The organism is Rhizobium sp. BK251, from assembly GCF_004345245.1.
Lineage (GTDB): Bacteria > Pseudomonadota > Alphaproteobacteria > Rhizobiales > Rhizobiaceae > Rhizobium.
Genome location: NZ_SLUQ01000002.1, coordinates 114,436 through 132,486, shown reverse-complemented (window position 1 = coordinate 132,486; position 18,051 = coordinate 114,436). Strand labels below are relative to the sequence as shown.

11 protein-coding genes are annotated in these 18,051 nt (G+C 60.3%); 8 read left to right on the top strand and 3 right to left on the bottom strand.

Translation table 11 applies throughout. The annotated features are described in order from the left end of the window. The first annotated feature begins 46 nt into the window (after positions 1-46). Positions 47-472: a lipocalin-like domain-containing protein gene (locus EV286_RS04590; protein ID WP_132955839.1), complete on the top strand. Its 426-nt coding sequence runs from the start codon at positions 47-49 to the stop codon at positions 470-472. A gap of 141 nt (positions 473-613) precedes the next feature. Here the strand turns inward: EV286_RS04590 and EV286_RS04585 are convergent, their stop codons facing one another. Further along, the gene (locus EV286_RS04585; protein ID WP_132956314.1) at positions 614-1,465 is read right to left on the bottom strand and encodes an aspartyl/asparaginyl beta-hydroxylase domain-containing protein; all 852 of its coding nucleotides are present in this window, start codon (positions 1,463-1,465) and stop codon (positions 614-616) included. Between the two features lie 173 nt (positions 1,466-1,638). Beyond that, positions 1,639-5,943, bottom strand: a complete 4,305-nt coding sequence (locus EV286_RS04580) for a CheR family methyltransferase (RefSeq protein WP_245500631.1) — start codon at positions 5,941-5,943, stop codon at positions 1,639-1,641. A gap of 1,081 nt (positions 5,944-7,024) precedes the next feature. Here EV286_RS04580 and EV286_RS04575 point away from each other — a divergent pair. Next, entirely contained in the window at positions 7,025-7,786 is a 762-nt protein-coding gene (locus EV286_RS04575) for a response regulator transcription factor (RefSeq protein ID WP_132955837.1), read from the top strand. Between the two features lie 323 nt (positions 7,787-8,109). On the opposite strand, the gene EV286_RS04570 is transcribed toward EV286_RS04575, so the two are convergent. Then, entirely contained in the window at positions 8,110-9,348 is a 1,239-nt protein-coding gene (locus EV286_RS04570; protein ID WP_132955836.1) for a polysaccharide pyruvyl transferase family protein, read from the bottom strand. 237 nt (positions 9,349-9,585) lie between these two features. Between EV286_RS04570 and EV286_RS04565 the strand changes: the two genes are divergently transcribed. The 6 genes from EV286_RS04565 to EV286_RS04540 all read left to right on the top strand — a co-directional run bounded on the left by EV286_RS04565 (position 9,586) and on the right by EV286_RS04540 (position 17,923). Beyond that, on the top strand, positions 9,586-11,061 hold the full coding sequence (locus tag EV286_RS04565; RefSeq protein WP_132955835.1) for an oligosaccharide flippase family protein: 1,476 nt from the start codon (positions 9,586-9,588) through the stop codon (positions 11,059-11,061). Between the two features lie 11 nt (positions 11,062-11,072). Beyond that, positions 11,073-12,089 carry a glycosyltransferase gene (locus tag EV286_RS04560; RefSeq protein WP_132955834.1) on the top strand — a complete coding sequence of 339 codons (1,017 nt, stop codon included), beginning with the start codon at positions 11,073-11,075 and terminating at the stop codon, positions 12,087-12,089. A gap of 201 nt (positions 12,090-12,290) precedes the next feature. Continuing rightward, positions 12,291-13,544, top strand: coding sequence for a DUF4038 domain-containing protein (locus tag EV286_RS04555; RefSeq protein WP_165932780.1), 1,254 nt, complete (start codon positions 12,291-12,293; stop codon positions 13,542-13,544). Positions 13,545-13,886: 342 nt separating this feature from the next. After that, a complete protein-coding gene (locus EV286_RS04550; protein WP_132955832.1) occupies positions 13,887-15,080 on the top strand; it encodes a glycosyltransferase family 4 protein in 1,194 nt (397 codons plus the stop codon). Between the two features lie 100 nt (positions 15,081-15,180). Beyond that, complete coding sequence (locus EV286_RS04545; RefSeq protein ID WP_132955831.1) at positions 15,181-16,551, top strand: glutamate-1-semialdehyde 2,1-aminomutase; 1,371 nt, start codon at positions 15,181-15,183, stop codon at positions 16,549-16,551. Further along, positions 16,544-17,923 (top strand): DUF4038 domain-containing protein, encoded by a 1,380-nt coding sequence (locus EV286_RS04540; RefSeq protein WP_132955830.1) that lies wholly within the window; start codon positions 16,544-16,546, stop codon positions 17,921-17,923. The genes EV286_RS04545 and EV286_RS04540 overlap by 8 nt, the downstream gene beginning before the upstream one ends. The last annotated feature ends 128 nt before the right edge of the window (positions 17,924-18,051 follow it).

Sequence of the window (18,051 nt, the reverse complement as noted above, 5' to 3'; positions counted from 1 at the left end):
GGAAGAGTTCTGTTCGCCCAGCCCGACATTTCCCAAAGAGGCATCGATGACTGACGCAAAGACATTGCTAGGCACATGGAAGATGATCTCCTGGACGCGAACCGTCGTCTCAACCGGCGAAGTCAGCAATGCGATGGGTGCCGATCCGATCGGCTATATTGCCTATCATGCCGACGGGCGGATGATGGCGTTTGTTGCCAACCGGCAGCGCCCCAAGTCGAACGGCACGGCTCTCTCCACACAGCAGAAGGCCGATCTATTTGACACGATGCTCGCCTATGCGGCCACCTACACACTCGAGGACGGCAGGCTCATCCATCACGTCGAGGCGGCCTGGAACCCTGCCTGGCAGATCGACCTCATCCGGCCCTTTGCCTTCAACGGCGAGACGCTCGTCATCAGTGACGCGCCCGGCAATGATCCGGTCACCGGCGAAGAGGTTATCTATCGGCTCGAGTTTCGGAAGCTTTGAAGCGGGAGCGACGCCCCCCATTCCGAACCCTCTCCCAGGCTACGCTCCATGGAGACGGCACGAGGCACGATCTCGGGCAGTTCCTTCGCCAGTGACAGCCGATCGAAGACGCCACCGGCAGGGGGCCAATTCCGGCGTGCCCTACCCCGCCTTGCCCGGGCGGTTCCTCAGCGCTTCCGCCTCGGCATAGAAGCGCTTTTCCCATTCCTTGTGGTTGTCCAGCCCTTCACGGATGAAGGGAGTGAAGACCGCCAGGTTCATCAACAGCCAATTGATGAAATTCGCAGGAAATTTCAATGGCTTGACGAAATCGACAAACAGGACGACGCGCGTCTTGTCGGTATGATTCCACGCCTCGTGCTCATAGGCATCGTCGAAGATCAGAACCTTGCCTTCCTTCCAGTGGCATATCTGGTCGTTGACGCGGATGGCAAGCTGGTCTGCAGGTTCGGGCACGATCAGACCTAGATGCAGCCGCAGCACGCCGTTGTAGGGACCGCGATGTGCCGGCAGATGCTTTCCGGGCTCGAATATGGAAAACATCGCCGTCTTCAGGCCCGGTATCCCCTGCAGGGCTCGCCAGGTCTGTGGGCAGGCATGGATGTTTTGTTCCGATTTTATGCCGAACCCCAGCAGGAAGAAGGTTTTCCAGCGGCTATCGGTGGAAATGGTCTTCACGTCGGTTGAGATGTCCTGAAATGTCGGCAACTCGCTCTGGCGAAGAAGTATATGGTCGAGTTCGGCGCGTATTACCGGCCATTCCTTTTCAATCTCTGCGGCCCATGGAAAGGTCGCGTTATCGTAGACCGGCGGGTTGCCGAGCTTCGCATATCTGAAGTTAAGCCGCTCTACCCAGGCGACGATGCCCATGAAGAAGCGCGTGACAGCGCTGGGGCGGTTCATCGGGGCGATGCCATCTGTGCCAAACGTCTGGTCGGGGGAAGAGGATTCCCGCTTCATGGGAGCGATTACGGTCACGATACTCTCCGTCATTTCTCTCGACATCTCGAATCGCATTCGGAGGAAGGTCTCGGCGGCGATGCGCAAGCGTTGACTCATGCCTCGACCCCACAGTCCATCACCAAGAGGCTGCAAAATCAATGCTATACAATGTCACATTCGCTGTGCTTGGAAAGTCCCCCTGCGTTCTGCGGAGGCGATGGCGACTACTCGCGGACTGCGAGAACCAGCCGCACGAGAGCCGGCAGCGATTTCGCTCCCGTCTTCTTCATGATGACGGCGCGATGATTTTCAACAGTGCGCTGGCTGATGCCGAGGTTGGCCGCGATGATCTTGCTGGGCTGACCTGCAAGAACCAGCTCCATGATCTCCTGCTGCCGGGGAGTAAGGCTCGCCAGCTGCTTGCGGATCATATCGTGACTTGAGACCTGCTTGTGCGTATCACGAAACTGCCCGACCGCCCGTTCGACGCTGGCAATGAGGTCGTTGTAGCCGATTGGCTTCTCGATAAAATCAGATGCCCCGGCCTTCATCGCCTTTACCGCCATCTGGACGTCGCTGTTGCCGGTGATCATGATGGCCGGCGGCCGGCGCCCAGCCTCCTCGAGTATGCCGAGTAGCTCGAGGCCGCTCATGCCCGGCAGATACGCATCGACAAGCAGGCAACCTTCCCGGTCCGGCTCGTACGCATCGAGAAACGCCTCGCACGTTTCGTAGGTCTCAACGCTCCACCCCTGCCCCTCGAAAATGTCTCGAATGCTGTCGCGTATGCTGCGGTCGTCGTCGACGACGAAGAGCAGCCCCGCAATGCTCTCCACTGCCGCCTTCTCCAGCACCTCCTGGCGCTGCGCCTCCCGCGTTGGCGCTTTCTTCAGAAGCTGCTGGATCGTCTCGGTCACCTCCCGCAGCCGAACCGGCTTGCTAAGATGGACGAGATCGTGATTGGCGAGCCTCTGAAGGGCGCCGGTCGTAATGTCGCCGGTGAGGATGATCGCCGGCAGCTCGCGGTGCAGCGCCTCGCGGAACTTCATGATCGTTTGCAGGCCATCCATGCCCTGCGAGAGATTGTAGTCGGCCAGAATGAGCCCCGGCCTCGCCACCCCGCGCCGCAGGAGATCGAGCGCCTCGAAGCCATTGGAAACGGCCATTACGCGGTGGCCCTGATCCTCCAGCGCGATCTTCAACAGGTCGCGAACGTCGGGCTCGTCTTCGATCAGGAGGATCGACGTCACGGAAGGTATGACGCCGATATCGCCAAAGGCGTGCTCGATCGCTGCAGGCGCCGGGGCAGGCGTGGCGGCCTCCCGCTGCGCGAGGGCTGCCTCGATGGCGAATACCGACCCCTTTCCAAGCTGCGAACGGACGAATATCCCGTGCCCGAGCAGGTCTCCGAGCCGCTTGACGATCGAAAGGCCAAGCCCGAGGCTATGGCCATGTTCGCCGGCTCCCGCGTTGAGCTGGTGATACTCGGCAAAGATGGCGTCGAGCTCGTTGCTTGGTATGCCGATGCCGGTATCCCACACCTCGATGGTGAGGCTTTCCTTGTGCCTGCGGCAGCCGAGGAGGATGCTGCCGCTCTTCGTATATTTCATGGCGTTGGAGAGGAGATTGCGAACCATCTGCTCGAAGAGGCGCGGATCGGTGCGGACCGCAAGGCTGGAGCCCACCACGTGCAGCGACAGACCCTGCGCATGCGCCGCATAGGCAAATTCCTTGCGCATCCGCAGAAGCAGGTCATTGACCGGAAAGTCCGTCAGCTCGACGCGCAGCGTCCCGGCCTCGATCTGGTTGATGTCGAGAAGTGCGTCGAGGATGCCCGACATGGATACCAGCGTTTCCTCGAAGCGGGATAGGAGCGTACGCGCCCGCTCGCCTTCGATGGTCACCTCGAGAAGCCCGTGAAGGAGCTTCAGCGTCTGAAGCGGCTGCCTCAGATCATGGCTAGCTGCCGCAAGGAAGCGGGATTTGGCGGCATTGGCAAGCTCTGCCTCGCGTTTGGCGACCTCCTGTGCTTCTGCGGCCTTCATCTGCTCGGTATTGTCGATGAAGGTGATGACAACGCCGGCTATGGCGCCGTCCGGTGTTCGATAGGGGAGCATGCGTTGGATGTACCATGCTCCGCTGCGCGCGTTGATGTAGCGCTCCGGCGCCTTGCCCCGGCCGAGGACGGCGCGGGCATCGGCAAGCAGGGTGTCGGCGATCGCGGGTGAGCTCAAGTCGGCAATGGGTCGGCCCACATCGCCAGGCAGGATGTTGAACAACGACCGGATCGCCGGCGTGAAGGAGCGTATGTTCAGCTCGCTGTCGAGAAACAGCATCGCGACATCGGTACTATAGAGCACGTTCTGGAGATCGTTCGACATTGCCCGCTGCCGCTCCAGGCTCTCCTGAAGCTGCGCATTGAGGGCCGTCAATTCTTCATTGAGGGACTGCAGTTCCTCCTTGGAGGTTACCAGTTGCTCGTTGGTGGACTGGTATTCCTCGTTGAGGGAGAGGGCTTCAGCGGCAATGGCCTTTTGCTCGTCGCTCGCTATTTCCAGGTCGCGGATCGCCCCCTGCAGCTCCGTTCTCGTCTCGTCGAGCTCGCGCTCCAGCTCGGCCACCCGGGTCGCCTCGGCTGGCAGCAGCGGCCGCGCAGACTTTTCTTCACGCTTCGGCTCGTTCACGAAGCAGATCAGGAACAGTTCCTCGCCTTCCAGGGACAAGGGTTCGACATGGATGTTGAAGCTGACGGCGACGCCGCCATGCTCCACACGTCCGCCGCGGGCAACGATCGGTTTCCTCTCCTCGGTCGCCCGATGGACCGCGGACCTGACCTTGCTGCCGAGCGCCTTGGGAATCATGGCAAACAGATCATGGGTGGCATGACCCGGTGCCACTTGCAGATACCGGTAAGCGGGCCCGAGCGCGTAGAGGAACTCGTATGCGCGGTTGACCAGGACCGCGGCCGGCGCATAATTCTCCAGCACGATGCGCTTTGAAAGGTCCGCCAGCGTGTCCTGCCTCAGCACTCCCGCACCGCGCACAGGCGCCGAGCCCACTTTCACGGTAGCCGGTGGCGGGTTGGCTGCGAACTCCAGCCCCGCCGGGCGCCGCTGGCCGACACGACGGTATATCCGCGCCGCCCGCGAAATGGGGTCGAAATGATCCTCGAGGTTGCCTACCGTCTCGCCGCTACCGAGTACCAGGACACCGTCATGGCGCAGGGCGAACCCGAAGAGCGAGATGACCCTCTCCTGGGCCTCCGGCGCCAGATAGATGAGGACATTGCGGCAGGAGAGCAGATCGACGCGCGAAAAGGGAGGATCCGAGAGCACGTTCTGCACGGTGAAGATCACCGAGGCGCGCAACTCCGGAAGCACCCGCCAACCCTTGCCCTCTCTCGTGAAGAATCGCTCGAGTCGCGCCGGCGAGACGGTCTCCTCTATGCTCTCTGAGTAGAGTCCCTCCCTCGCGAAGGCCACGGCCTGTTCATCCGCGTCGGAGGCGAAGACATGCAGCTCCATCTTCACGTTCGCTTCGGCAATCTTTTCGCGAAAAAGCATGGCGAGTGAGTAGGCTTCCTCGCCGGTACTGCAACCGGCGACCCACACACGGATCGCCCGGTCGGGTGAATGCTTACGGATAAGTTCCGGGACGATCCTTGCACTCAGCAACTCGAAGACGGCTGCATCACGGAAGAAGCTGGTGACGTTGATCAGCAGATCCCGGGCCAGAAGGTCGAGCTCCTCACTGTCCTTTCGTAGTAGATCAAGGTATCGCGACATCTCGCTGACCGGGGGCACGAGCGTCGCCATCCGCCTTTCAATACGGCGGTTGAGGGTCCCACGCTTGTAGAGCGAAAAGTCGTTCGTCGTCGCGACGTGCAGCAGCTCGATGATCTCTGAGAGAGGATCGCGGGCCTTCACCTCCGCCGAACCGTTCTTCCTGTCCCGGCCAAGACTCTCGCCATGACGAACAAGGCTTTCGGCAATCTCCCCCACCGGCAGGACGAAATGCGCAGCGCCGGTCATGATCACGTTTCGCGGCATCGCTTGATGTGCCGCTTCCTCGGGATCCTGGGCGACGACGAGGCCGCCAGCCTGCCGCACCGACATGACGCCAAGGCTTCCGTCCGCTCCGTTGCCCGAAAGTGCCACGGCCACAGCACGTTCGCCATATTCGGACGCGATCGCCCGCAACAGGAAATCGAATGGCAAACGCGTTCTATGGTGAATTGCCCGCGTCGACAGATGCAACGCGCCGCCCTTGATGGACGGATAGGCGCCGGCAGGCACCACATAAAGGTGATCGGGCTCGATAGGGAGGCCATCCGCGGCCTCCAGCACCGTCATCGTGGCGCCGAGAGCCAAGGTTTGCGCGCCCATGCCTTCGCGGCTGGCGTCCGGATGCAGGATCACGATGAAGGCCATGCCGCTCTTTTCCGGAAGCGCGGCGAGTAGCTTTCCACACGCTTCGGCCCCGCCGGCCGAAGCACAAACTCCTACGACTGGGAAATCGGCTGCAGCCAAGGACTTGCTTCGGGCCGAAAACTCACCCCCAGCAAGCTGCGACCGATCCGCCTTGACGTTTCGCGGACGGCTTTCCGTCATTTAGCCTACTCTCACAAAAGTCCTCCTCGCAGGAGGCTCCAGCGGTCGTTCCTGCTATATTACGCGGCATCTGCTGTATGGTTACCTGTCGGCCCCAATCGACACCCCGACACCGGCGGCTTATCCAATAGTATACAAGCGACTGATAGCGGCTACTAGGGATAACCCCCTTATCGTTATGGTTATTGCCCTGTTTTTCTATTGTAGATTGCATAAAATTCGCGGAAAATCAATAATACCTCCCGCAATCGGCAACAGGAGATTGAAAGCGGGTTGAACAGGACGATGCAAAGAAAAGCCCGATCTATATTAGACGCCATCAGCGAATTTCGTTGAATAACGGAGTATATCCTCAAATTTACGTTGCGTTAACTATTTTGAGAACCGGCGAGCTGATGTATATTTTCATGCAAAGAAGCGCCGCGACGCAAGTCTTAAACCGGGCCAGAACAAGGTCACCCAAGCATCTTCTGGTTGCTGTGAGCCCGCTGTACCAAGCAATCACCCTCGCGACGTAGGCGAAGTTAAGTGCTACTCCCGTAGCCTATATTTGGTACTCGCTATACTTATTTGGTCGGTTGCCGCAATACATGGAACAAACTACAACCTATCATGGATATTGATCAGGACGGAGGTAATTGGACAGAGTCGGTAGAAGTAGTGAGTAGATTCCGAGTCTACCGTCCAAGAATTGCTCATATATAGATTTACTAACAAGAAATCCCTCATTCGAACGATGAATGAAGCATTTCTGCAGTACGAAGACTTCAGGGGGAGTAAAAAACAACTACAACCTCGGACGTAAGGGGTCCTGCGGTATCTTGCCGCAGTGCCGGGTGTACCGTGGGGAGACGTGCGCTAACCACTATCAAGTCAGCTGAAATTTGATGGCAACAGACGCGATTGTTCTGTGTTCACCGCCTGTAAGAAAAACGCACCATCATGAGGCCTTATTGATTGGCGTGCGTAGGAGTTCGGTCAAGGTCACGGAGTTAAGAGGATGAAAATCCCGGCAACAGCGAATAGCCAGACTTATTACCATCACGACTTCATATCGAAGTCGCCACCGTTTCATCTCATTCCACGGCAGGACGACGCCCCCCTCCCAGGGGAATTCGAACAGCCGAACACGCTGGCAATCATCGACGAGCGAGCGCTTGATCGGGAATGCCTCGCGCAGAGCCTGCTTTCGCATGGCCTGGACATGGACATCACGCTCTTCGGCTCCATCGAAATGTGGAAGAGGTCGTTCAGCCCGAAGTTCTGCGGTATCCTCATCAATGTTGGTAACCGCGACTTTCAGGAACAGATGATTGCCGACGAGATCCGCCAGCTGATCGCGGAATATCCCGATGTGCCGGTCGTCATTCTCTCCAACAATCACGACCTGAAGCAGATCCTCGCAGCGCTGGAAATCGGCGTGAAGGGATACATCCCTTCAGCGATCGGGCTCACCGTGTGCGTCGAGGCCATCTCGCTTGCACTCGCCGGCGGCATCTTCATTTCGGCCGAGAGCCTCACCGACCTGCAGCGGATGCTGGTCGCGGCAGGCCAAAAGGAGCGGCGGCGCGCCGAGATGTTCACTCCGCGCGAGGAGGACGTTATCGAAGCGCTTCGCCGCGGCAAGGCAAACAAGATCATCGCCTACGAGCTCAACCTGCGTGAGAGCACGGTGAAGGTCCATATTCGCAACATCATGAAGAAACTGAAAGCTCGCAACCGCACGGAAGTGATCTTCAAGATCAACAACATGTTCGGTTGACACTGCCAGTCGCCGCTGCGTTCACGATTGTATCAGCGTAACCCGTGCCGCAGCAAATGGATGGCGTAATAAAGATGATCCGGTCAGGCCCGTAAAATCGGCCTGGCCGGATCGTCGTTTCAGCGGGGGGCTGCCTGCGCTGAGTTCTCAAGCGGACCCGCCTCGCCGCCAATGACCTTCTATAGGCGCCTTGCCTTTGCCGAAAGGCGCCGGTGCAGTTGCACATCGTGAACAGCGATCCAACCTTGTCAGTTCCGCCCGCTTTTCCATTGGTGGAGACGGCTCCGTCGAGCGCGTCAAACCGCCCTGACCGGATTGTTGTTTCAGTTGGTGGCTGTCTGCAGCTGGGTTCTCGAACGGACCGCTTCGCCGCGAATGATATCGAGAAGGATGTCCTCCTGAACTGCGAGGCGCCGACGAAGTTCCACGTCGTGGACTGCGATCCGGTCCGTCAGTTCAGCACGCCGTTCGATCAGCCAGACGAACTGCGCCTTGAGTGCTTCGACGTCAAAGGTTTCGACGTGCTGGCAGAACTCATCGAGCCCGGCATCAGCCATAAGCGCATGGTTTTTCGTCGAATATTCCAGCGAGACGACGGGCCTCGAAAGCTTCAGCGAGCAGACCAGGTTGTGATAGCGGGTGACCACGGTGACGTCAGTCCGGGCGATGTCGGCCATGACATCTTGAAGCGTGCTTCCGCGGACAGCGGTGATGCGCTCTTCTGAAAGGACGCGGTCCGGGTGCAGCGCAATCATCTCCGCCTTGAGGTCCTCGATCGCCTTCCAGTCGCCGCCGTCTCCGGTCAGAAGGCGGATATTGTAGCCGCGCTCAAGGAGCCAGCTGATGAATTCGTCGAGCTTCCTGAGGTATGGCCGATAGATCGTTGCATCCGCATCTCCGGCTGGCGCCCAGCCGAAATAGGACATGACGCCGACACCGATCGTCAGCGGGTCATGCTCGCGCTTCTCCTGCTTTGGTACCGGCAGGCTGAAGACGATATCCGGATAGACCTCGTCGGCACGCGTGTCGATGCCAAGTTTCGTCATGAACGTTTTCGAAGCCTTGTCCCTGTAAGACCTGTAGCTTGCCGTTCTTGCAGCAGCCTTCATGAAGAAGCGGCTGAGCCAGTGTCGTATCGGCCCAGCCCCGATGCTGACGAGCAGCACCTTGCGACGAGCAAGCCATGCGGATCCAAGCCATTTCAGCACGCCGAACGGCCAGCCGAAGGGCGTGTCGCTGAAGTCGTCGAGAAAGCCGGTTCCCGGAACGATGATGATATCGAAGGTGCGCACCAGCAGGAATGCGTGAAGGATGCCGGCGACGCGGCGCGGAATGTGCAGCAGCACGCGGTCGAATGCCAGGCCGAGCCGGCTTCCGTAGATGGGTGGGTTGCTGGCAATTGCATCTACGCCGAGTCCCTGGCGCACCACATCCGGAGCCGGACAAATGCATGTCAACTCCGCGTCCGGACAGGCACGGCGCAGAAACAGCACCATCGCTTCCAGTGAGGCATCGTTTCCGCTGTTGCCGCAGCCAAAGAGCCCAAACAGTCCAATCTTCATTTACAGCAGTCTCCGACCACGGCTGGGGAGTTTCGCCGCATACTGTCCTCTTGTCCCAGGGTCGAACAGCTATCCTTTAGAGGGAGCATGGTGCGCCGCAATACCAACACGCCCACCATCTGCGCTCCCTGCTCGTCGCTACCCCGCATGACCGGCGGCTACCTCCAATTGCTGCATTCTCGCGGAGGTTGGATGTGGTAGTTTTTCGCCAATGCCATCCGAGGAGTGCCTGAAACCATGCAGCAAGTCCGCCGCGCATTTGTGATGGCTACGCTAGGCCAATATCTTCGCCTGGTGATCGGCTTTGCGATGATTGCCGCCGTCTCTCGGTTAATGACGCCTGCTGAAGTCGGTCTGTCTGCCATTGGCCTCGGCGTGTCGATGATCGTCTTCTCCCTTCGGGAGTTCGTCAGCTGCGACTTTCTCATTCAGCTCGATCGCGTGGAACGGGAGGATGTCCGCACGGCGATGACGGTCATGGTCGGCTTCACGATCACGCTGTCGCTGGCTCTCCTCATCACGTCCCCGTGGATCACCCATTTCTACGGTGAGATAGAATTGCAGGATTTTCTGCTCGTCGCGATCGCCGCCGCTCTCGCCGAGTGCATTTCCCTGCCTCACATATCGCTGCTGCGTCGCGACATGCAGTTCGGCATGGTCACCCTTGTCGATACGGCACGCACGACCGCCGCTGCCGTCGCCACCATTCTCTTTGCATGGTACGGATGGAGTGCGATGAGCTTTGCGATAGGCAGTCTCATCGGCAGCGTTGCAGCCACCGGCCTCGCCATCTTCCTGCGCCAGTGCTGGTGGAGCTTCAAGCCTTCCCTGCAATCGCTACCCGCCATCATCGAGTTCGGCCGGTACAGGGGTGCCACGTCCGTGGCCGACCGCGCCTATGACTCCCTGCCGCCGATCATTCTTGGTGCTGTCATGCCCTCTGCAGGCGTGGGTAGCTACAATCGCGCCATTGCGGTTTCGAACCTGCCCGATCGACTGATCCTGGGTTCGGTTTTTGCCGTCTCCTTCCCCGCACTCGCTGCTGGCGTTCGGGCGGGACTTGATCTCAGGAAGTCCTATCTGCGCGCGCTTAGCTTCATAACGGTTATCTATTGGCCGGCCCTGGTCCTCGTAGCGATCCTGGTGAGACCGATCGTTGACCTTGTCCTCGGCGGCAACTGGGACGACGTCGTCCCGATAGCGCGCATCCTGACGTTAGCCTCTATCTTCTGGTTTCCTGTCATCCTCACTTCGCCGCTGCTTATTGCGCTCGGCGCCAATCGGTCCGCCTTCCTCTACAATGTCGTTTCACGCGCCATTTCTGCCGTGATCCTCGGCATCGCGAGCTTCTTTGGCCTGATCGCGGTCGCGCTGAGCCAGTTCATTACCCTGCCTTTCCAGTCGGTACTCGCTGTGCTCTTCGTCCGGCGCTACGTGACATTCGGCTGGCGCGACATGGGGAAGGCCGTGTTGCCGAGCGCGCTCGTGACACTCGCCTCGGCCGTCGGCCCGCTTGCCATCGCCGCGGATAACGGATTCAGTTTCGAGTTCTCCCCAGGCGAGGCCGCAATTTCGGTAGGTCTCGCAATCGTTGGCTGGTTCGCCGGCCTCAAGCTGACGAACCATCCCTTCCTGAACGAGATCACCGGCTTTGTGGGTGACAGCCTTCGGGGAATGCGCCTTGGCACGCGTGGCCACGCCAGCGCAGAATAGGAGCCCGGGCCATGGCCAGGATCGATATCGCAATTCCGAACTACAATTACGCACGCTATCTTCGCCAATGCGTCGATAGCATCGCCAGGCAAGGAATTGACGACCTGCGCATTCTCATCATCGACAACGCGTCCACCGATGACAGCGCCGACGTTGCACGCGAGATCGCTGCTTCCGATCTTCGCGTCGAATTGCGCCTGCGGCCAATGAATCTCGGCCCCCACGCCTCCTTCAACGAGGCGATCGACTGGGCCCGATCTGACTACTTCGTCATCCTCTGTGCTGATGATTTCTTGCCGGATGGCGCGCTGCGCCGCGCGATCACGGCGCTCGACCGGCATCCCGACGCGCATCTTGCGTTTGGCGAAACGCTGTTCCTGCACAGCGAGGACGAACTTCCGTCACCGCGATCGGCCGACGGCAGTGCCGATTGGCGATACATTTCCGGTGACGCGTTCCTCGAAGAATTCTGCCGGACCGGCCGAAATCCGGTCGGCGGCCCGATGGCCGTCGTCAGGACGAGTACGCAGAAGTCTATCGGCCACTACCGCCCTGAACTCCCGCACACGGATGATGTCGAGATGTGGATGCGCTTCGCCGCACGTGGCGCCGCCGTCCAGATTGCCGATGTGCAGGCCGTCGCCCGTGTGCATGGCGCAAACCAGCATGCCGCCTTGTCGAATATTCACCTCTGGAATCTCGAATCGGAGGCTGCCTTCGAAACCTTTTTTGCCGGTGACGGGAAGACGGTCGAGGATGCAGCCAGGCTGATGCGCATCGCGAGACGCAGCCTGAGCGACAGGGCCTATTGGTGTGCCGTCTCGCACCTCTTGCGCGGCGATCCCGGCGTGCGCGACCTCTTGGCCTTCGCCGTAAGGCTGCGTCCTCTCAGCGCTTTCCTGCCTCCTCTCGGCTACGTGCTCTGGCGGCGGCCAGACGCGAAGGAGCGAATGAAGGCACTGTTCTCCCGTAGCGGTCGCCGCACCGCACCGGCCTCGGTTGGCCCCTCGGCGCTGCCGACGAACTGACAACCTGGAGCAGGCGTCCGATCGCACCGGAGTTCAACAATGAAAGCATATTCCCGGGAGTCTGGTCGCGGTCAGCTTCGCGGCGAAGTTGCGGCGCAGTACCCGGGCCGTAGGGCAGCTTGGCTCCTTCCGCGAATAGTTTGCCCGTCGCGGATGCGCTTATGGTTTTGGTTTCTTGCTGCGTTTTTGGCCGGCACTATCATGGCAAAGGCGCAGGATGCGTCCTTTCCGTTGCATGTCGCTGCCGACGGTCGCCATCTGGAGGATGCTGGTGGCCGCCCCTTTCTTGTCACTGGCGATGCAGCCTGGTCCCTGATCGCCGAACTCACCCGCGAGGAAGCCGAGGAATACCTTCAGCAACGACGGCGCCAGGGTTTCAACACGCTGCTTGTTTCGCTTCTGGAGCACAAGTTCAGCCGCAAGGCGCCGAGAAACATCTATGGCGACGCCCCCTTTTTGGCCGGCAAGGAATTTGAAGAGCCGAACGAGGCCTACTTCAAGCACGCAGACTGGGTTCTTCAGCGCGCCAACGAACTGGGATTTCTCGTATTGCTGACCCCGGCCTATCTTGGCTCGCAAGGCGGCGACGAGGGCTGGTACCAGGCGATGAAGCGGGTGGGCGTTCCCACCCTCCACGCATATGGTGAGTATCTCGGCCGGCGCTATGCTCGTCTTCCCAACATCGTCTGGGTTAACGGCGGCGACTATGATCCGGCCAATCGAGCATTGGTCGCCGCGGTCGCGAGCGGGCTTGCCTCTACGAACCCAAGTGCGCTGCAAACCGCCCACGGCGATCCGGAGACCTCGATCGACGAATTCTGGGGCGGCGCCAAGTGGCTCAGCTTCGACACCGTCTACACCTACCGGGACGTCGCTCAGGAGTCGCTCCGCCGTTATCTGAGGGGAACAAAGATGCCCTTCGTCCTCATCGAAAGCCGTTATGAAAACGAGGGAGCCGACGAGGAGAAAATCAGGCAGATTGCCTACGGCGCGTTGCTGTCCGGTGCCGCCGGCCAAGTGTTCGGCAATAGTCCGGTCTGGCACTTCAGCGGACCCGGCGTGCAGGGCAACTTCGGCGATTGGCGCGCGGCCCTCGGAAGCCCCGGCGCTCGAAGTATCTCCTATCTGAAGAAGCTCTTCGACACCCTGTCCTGGTGGAAGCTGGTGCCGGACCAAGGCAAGCTGGCCGGCCGCGGCGAAAATGTCGTCTGCGCACGCGCCGATGACGGTTCCTTTGCACTCGTCTACATCACGGGCGACAAGGCCGTTTCCCTGGATCTCGAAGCGATTTCAACATCGACGTTGAAGGCCAGATGGTACGATCCGTCGTCCGGAACCTATACCGGGGCGTCCGCGATGCTGGAGACGTCAGGCACGACAAGGTTCGAGGTTCCTGCCCCTAAGAACAAGGCGGGCTATTCGGACTGGGTGCTCGTGGTCGGAGGCGCCGGTTAACGTTGCGTCATATCCTGCCGAAATGCCGATGGCGCACGCCCAAAGACCTTGCCGGAGAACCGTGTTTGTCCGTCTTTGCGTCCGAGCACGTTACCGCCTCCCCCATGGCAGATGTCGCCCGCCGACAAACATCCGGCTCTTTGGAAGAACGGAAATGATCCAAAAGGCTTAGCTGGGCGTCGCTTAACGCGCCGAAATGCTGGGGTGTGTGCCATCAAGAAGCACTCAAGGGCGATGATCCCTTGCACTATGATCCAGTTCGTCGGTTCGCGCCGTTAGCGCTAGAGCGCGCCATTGAGTTGGCCGGCTCGATGGTATCGATCGGATTTTGGGGAGAATTCGATGAAGTTTGCATATTTCGTCTTTCCGCATATTGGCGGGACCTACTCGGTCTTCAAGCAATTGCGTAAGGGACTGGCAGAGTACGGAATCGAGGTGTGCTGGCTGAGCGTTGGAGCAGTCAACCTTCGCGAAGATCCGCAATGGACCTCCGAGATGGCATACGGCACGCACGTCGAAGCCGCAGCCGACCTGACCGAACGCGAGCGGGCCAAATTGCTTGCCAAGGAGATCGAGACGGGAGGATATGACGGGCTGTTCGTCAGCGTGCTCGGCGACAGGATCGAGACGAACATCGTCCGCTATCTGCCGAAGAACATCCTTCGCATCATGATCGTCCACAATATCACGCCTGGCACCTATGCGGCGGCAGCGGCGATCCGGGACCATGTCCATGCAACTGTCGGTGTCTCGCGGCGTTGTCGCAGCGACCTCGTGGCCAAGTTCGGCTTTCCGGCGGCCCGTACCTTCTCGATCGCCAACGCCGTCGATACCCGCGGATCGAGGACGATCGAGCGATTGCCGCGCACCCAGCCCGACCTGAGAGCTATCTATCTCGGGCGCATCGAGGATGTCTCCAAGGGCGTCTTCTGGCTGCCGGCGATCCTCGATGGCGTCTCGCGCAACATATCGCTCACGATTGCAGGAGACGGGCCGGATCTGCCGGCACTGCGCACCAAGTTCGCACCGCAGGGTGACCGCGTTCGTTTCCTTGGTTTCGTCGACCCGAGCGACGTCTTCAGCCTGCTGCTGAACCACGATGTCCTCATCATGCCATCGCGCTTCGAGGGTTTTGGCCTGACGATAATCGAAGCGATGGCAGCCGGATGCGTGCCCGTGGTTTCGCGTCTGGAAGGGGTCACGGACACGATCGTGGACCACGGCGTCAACGGTTTTCTCTTCCCCGTGGGTACGGTCCGCGGCGCCATCGAAAGCATCTCGGCACTCGATAGGGCTGATGTCTGGCAGGGCATGTCGCAGGCGGCACGAACAAAGGCCGAGACGGCCTTCACCGTCGAGCGCATGGCCGCCCGCTACAGCGAAGTAATTCGCGACCTCCAGCACACCAAGCCGTCGATCGCGGCTCCCCTCGACCTTTCCACCTGGTCGATGCCAAAGGGCCTGCGTTCCGGCTTCAGGGCCTTCGTACCCCGACCGGTGAAGAACTGGTTGCGCGTGGCCAAGGAGCGTATCTGACTAAGCCTTTTGATGGGCCCGGCCCGCCAAATTACCGGCGTGAACTCGCTCCTCCGGCTCGTCATAGTTTTTGTTGTCATGAACGACGTAGGATTTGGGCATGAGCGCTTTCATCGGGAATTTTGAGGAATCCAACAGGCTTCGCGAGCGGGCAAGGGATCTGATTCCCGGAGGCGCTCATACCTATGCCAAGGGCGACGACCAGTATCCGATCCTCTCGCCGGGCTTCATCGCCCGCGGCCAGGGCTGCCATGTGTGGGACGTCGATGGCAACGAGTACATCGAATATGGCATGGGAAACCGCGCAGTTGGCCTCGGCCATGCCTATGCTCCCGTCCTGGATGCCGTGAGAAAGGAGCTCGAGTATGGCTGCAATTTCACGCGTCCGGCAAGCATCGAGGTTGAGTGCGCGGAAACCTTCCTTGAGATGGTCCGCGGCGCCGATATGGTCAAGTTCTCCAAGAACGGCTCCGACGCCACCTCGGGCGCGATAAAGCTCGCCAGGGCAGTGACCGGACGCGAAATGATCGCCCGCTGCTCGGATCATCCCTTCTTCTCGGTGGATGACTGGTTCATCGGGACGACCGAAATGAACACCGGCATACCGGAGGCGATCCGCCAGCTGACCCTCGGCTTCAAGTACAACGATATCGAAAGCCTACGCAGCCTCTTCAGGCTCCATCCGGGCAAGATCGCGGCCGTGATCCTTGAAGCAACGCGTGGCGAGCATCCCAAGGATCGCTTCCTTCACAAGGCAATGGAGCTTTGCAGGAGCAACGGCGCCCTTTTCATCCTCGACGAGATGATCACCGGGTTCCGCTGGCATAGCGGCGGCGCCCAGGAGCTCTACAACATCGAGCCCGATCTTTCGTGTTTCGGCAAGGCGCTCGGCAACGGTTTTTCCGTTTCCGCGCTTGCGGGAAAGCGGGAATTCATGGAACGCGGCGGCCTGGAGCAGACGGCTCACCCGCGCGTCTTCCTTCTGTCGACGACGCACGGCGCAGAGACCCATGCTCTGGCGGCGGCAATAGCCACAATGCGCATCTATCGGGACGAGCCGGTGATCGAGCACCTCTATCGGCAGGGAGAAGCCCTGCAGGTCGGCATCGGCCAGGCGATCACGCGACATGGACTGCAGGATCACTTCTATCTCACCGGGCAACCCTGCTGCCTCGCCTTCGCCACGCTCGACCGCAACCTGAAGCCATCGCAGGCATTTCGAACGCTGTTCCTTCAGGAAACCATCCGGCGTGGCATTCTCGCCCCCTCGCTGGTCGTCAGTTACACCCATGGTGACGAAGATATCGAACGCACGGTCGAGGCATTCGACGGCGCGCTCGGCGTCTACAAGCTCGCCCTCGAGCGTGGCGTTGGGCACTACCTGGTCGGACGGCCGTCCGATTTGGTGTTCCGGCGCTTCAACAGGCCGCCGCTGCCGGCGGACGAGGTTCTTGTTGCGAACAATGGCTGACTATGCCCGTCGCTCGCTACAGGCACTTCTGCTGACGGCGGCGGTTTTCACCTCCGGGCCCGCCATGTCGGGCGCGGACGTCTTCCCACTCCATGTTTCCACCGACGGCCGGCATCTGAACGACATCTTCGACCGGCCCTTCCTCGTCACCGGCGACACGGCATCATCGCTACTCGGCGACCTCTCCCAGGAGGAGATCGAACTTTACCTGCGGCAACGCCAACGTCTCGGCTTCAACGCACTTCTCGTCAACATGATCGAGCACCGCTTCAGCCGTAGACCGCCGTCCAACTTCTACGGCGAGCCGCCCTTTAGGGATGGGCGAGACTTCGCGGCACCTAACGATTCTTACTTTGACCATGTGGAATGGTTTCTGAGGCGCGCCCGCGCTCACGGCTTCCTGGTTTTCCTGGCGCCTGCCTACATGGGCGTCAGCGGTGGCCCCGAAGGCTGGTATCAGAAAATGACCGCTGCCGGGCCCGGCGCTCTGAAAGCCTACGGCGAATATCTTGGCAGACGCTTTGGCGGCTTTCCGAATATCGTCTGGGTGCATGGCGGCGATTACGACCCGCCCGACAAGGCGCTCGTCGAGGCCGTAGTCGCCGGCCTCATGGCCGCCGCCCCCAATGCTCTGCAGACGGTGCACGGGGCAATTGGAAGCCGTGTTCGGCAAACCTGGTATGACGCCTCCTGGATCGATATCGACACGCTCTATACCCACGAGGACACGGCCGTGCGTGCCGAAGATCTGTACCGTATCAACCCGCCCAAGCCCTTCGTGTTGTTGGAAGGCCGATACGAGAACGAGGCGGATACCAACGCGGCGAAGGTTCGAGCACAGGCTTATGGAAGCCTGCTCTCCGGTGCGACCGGCCAGTTCTTTGGCAACAATCCCGTCTGGCATTTCGCCGGACCTGGTGTCTTTGCAGCCAATAGCCGCTGGCAGGACGCCCTCGACAGCCCCGGCGCGCAAAGCATGGCTTATCTGGATGCGCTGTTCGCGAAGATCGACTGGTGGGCTCTCGAACCAGACCCGTCGATCCTGGCTACCGAAGGCGGCCTTCCCGTCAACGACATGACAATCCCCGCCGCGGCCAAGGACAGGTCTTTCGCCATTGTCTACGTGACCGACGTTGCCGTCGTGCGCATTCGCCGCGATGCCCTGCCGCCAACAGTGATGAACCGCGCCCGGTGGTTCGACCCCTCCTCCGGCGCTTCCATGGAAGCCGCGCCGATCGAGAGCCCGCGAAGCGTGGGATTCCGTGTTCCCGCCATCGCGAACGCCGCCGGCGACAGCGACTGGCTGCTCCTCCTCGGCCAGACGGAAGCTGCGGTCGCACACCAGCAACAGGCGAATGGCAGCCTCCGATAAAAGGCGTATGGCCGCGACCGGAACTACGGCCTTAGGCTTCGTTTTTCACCAATCTCCTCAATCGCAGCTTTGCCGATGCGGCTGTAGCTTCTGCACGAACGCTAATATCCGGGAGAAGGGCTAGAGCG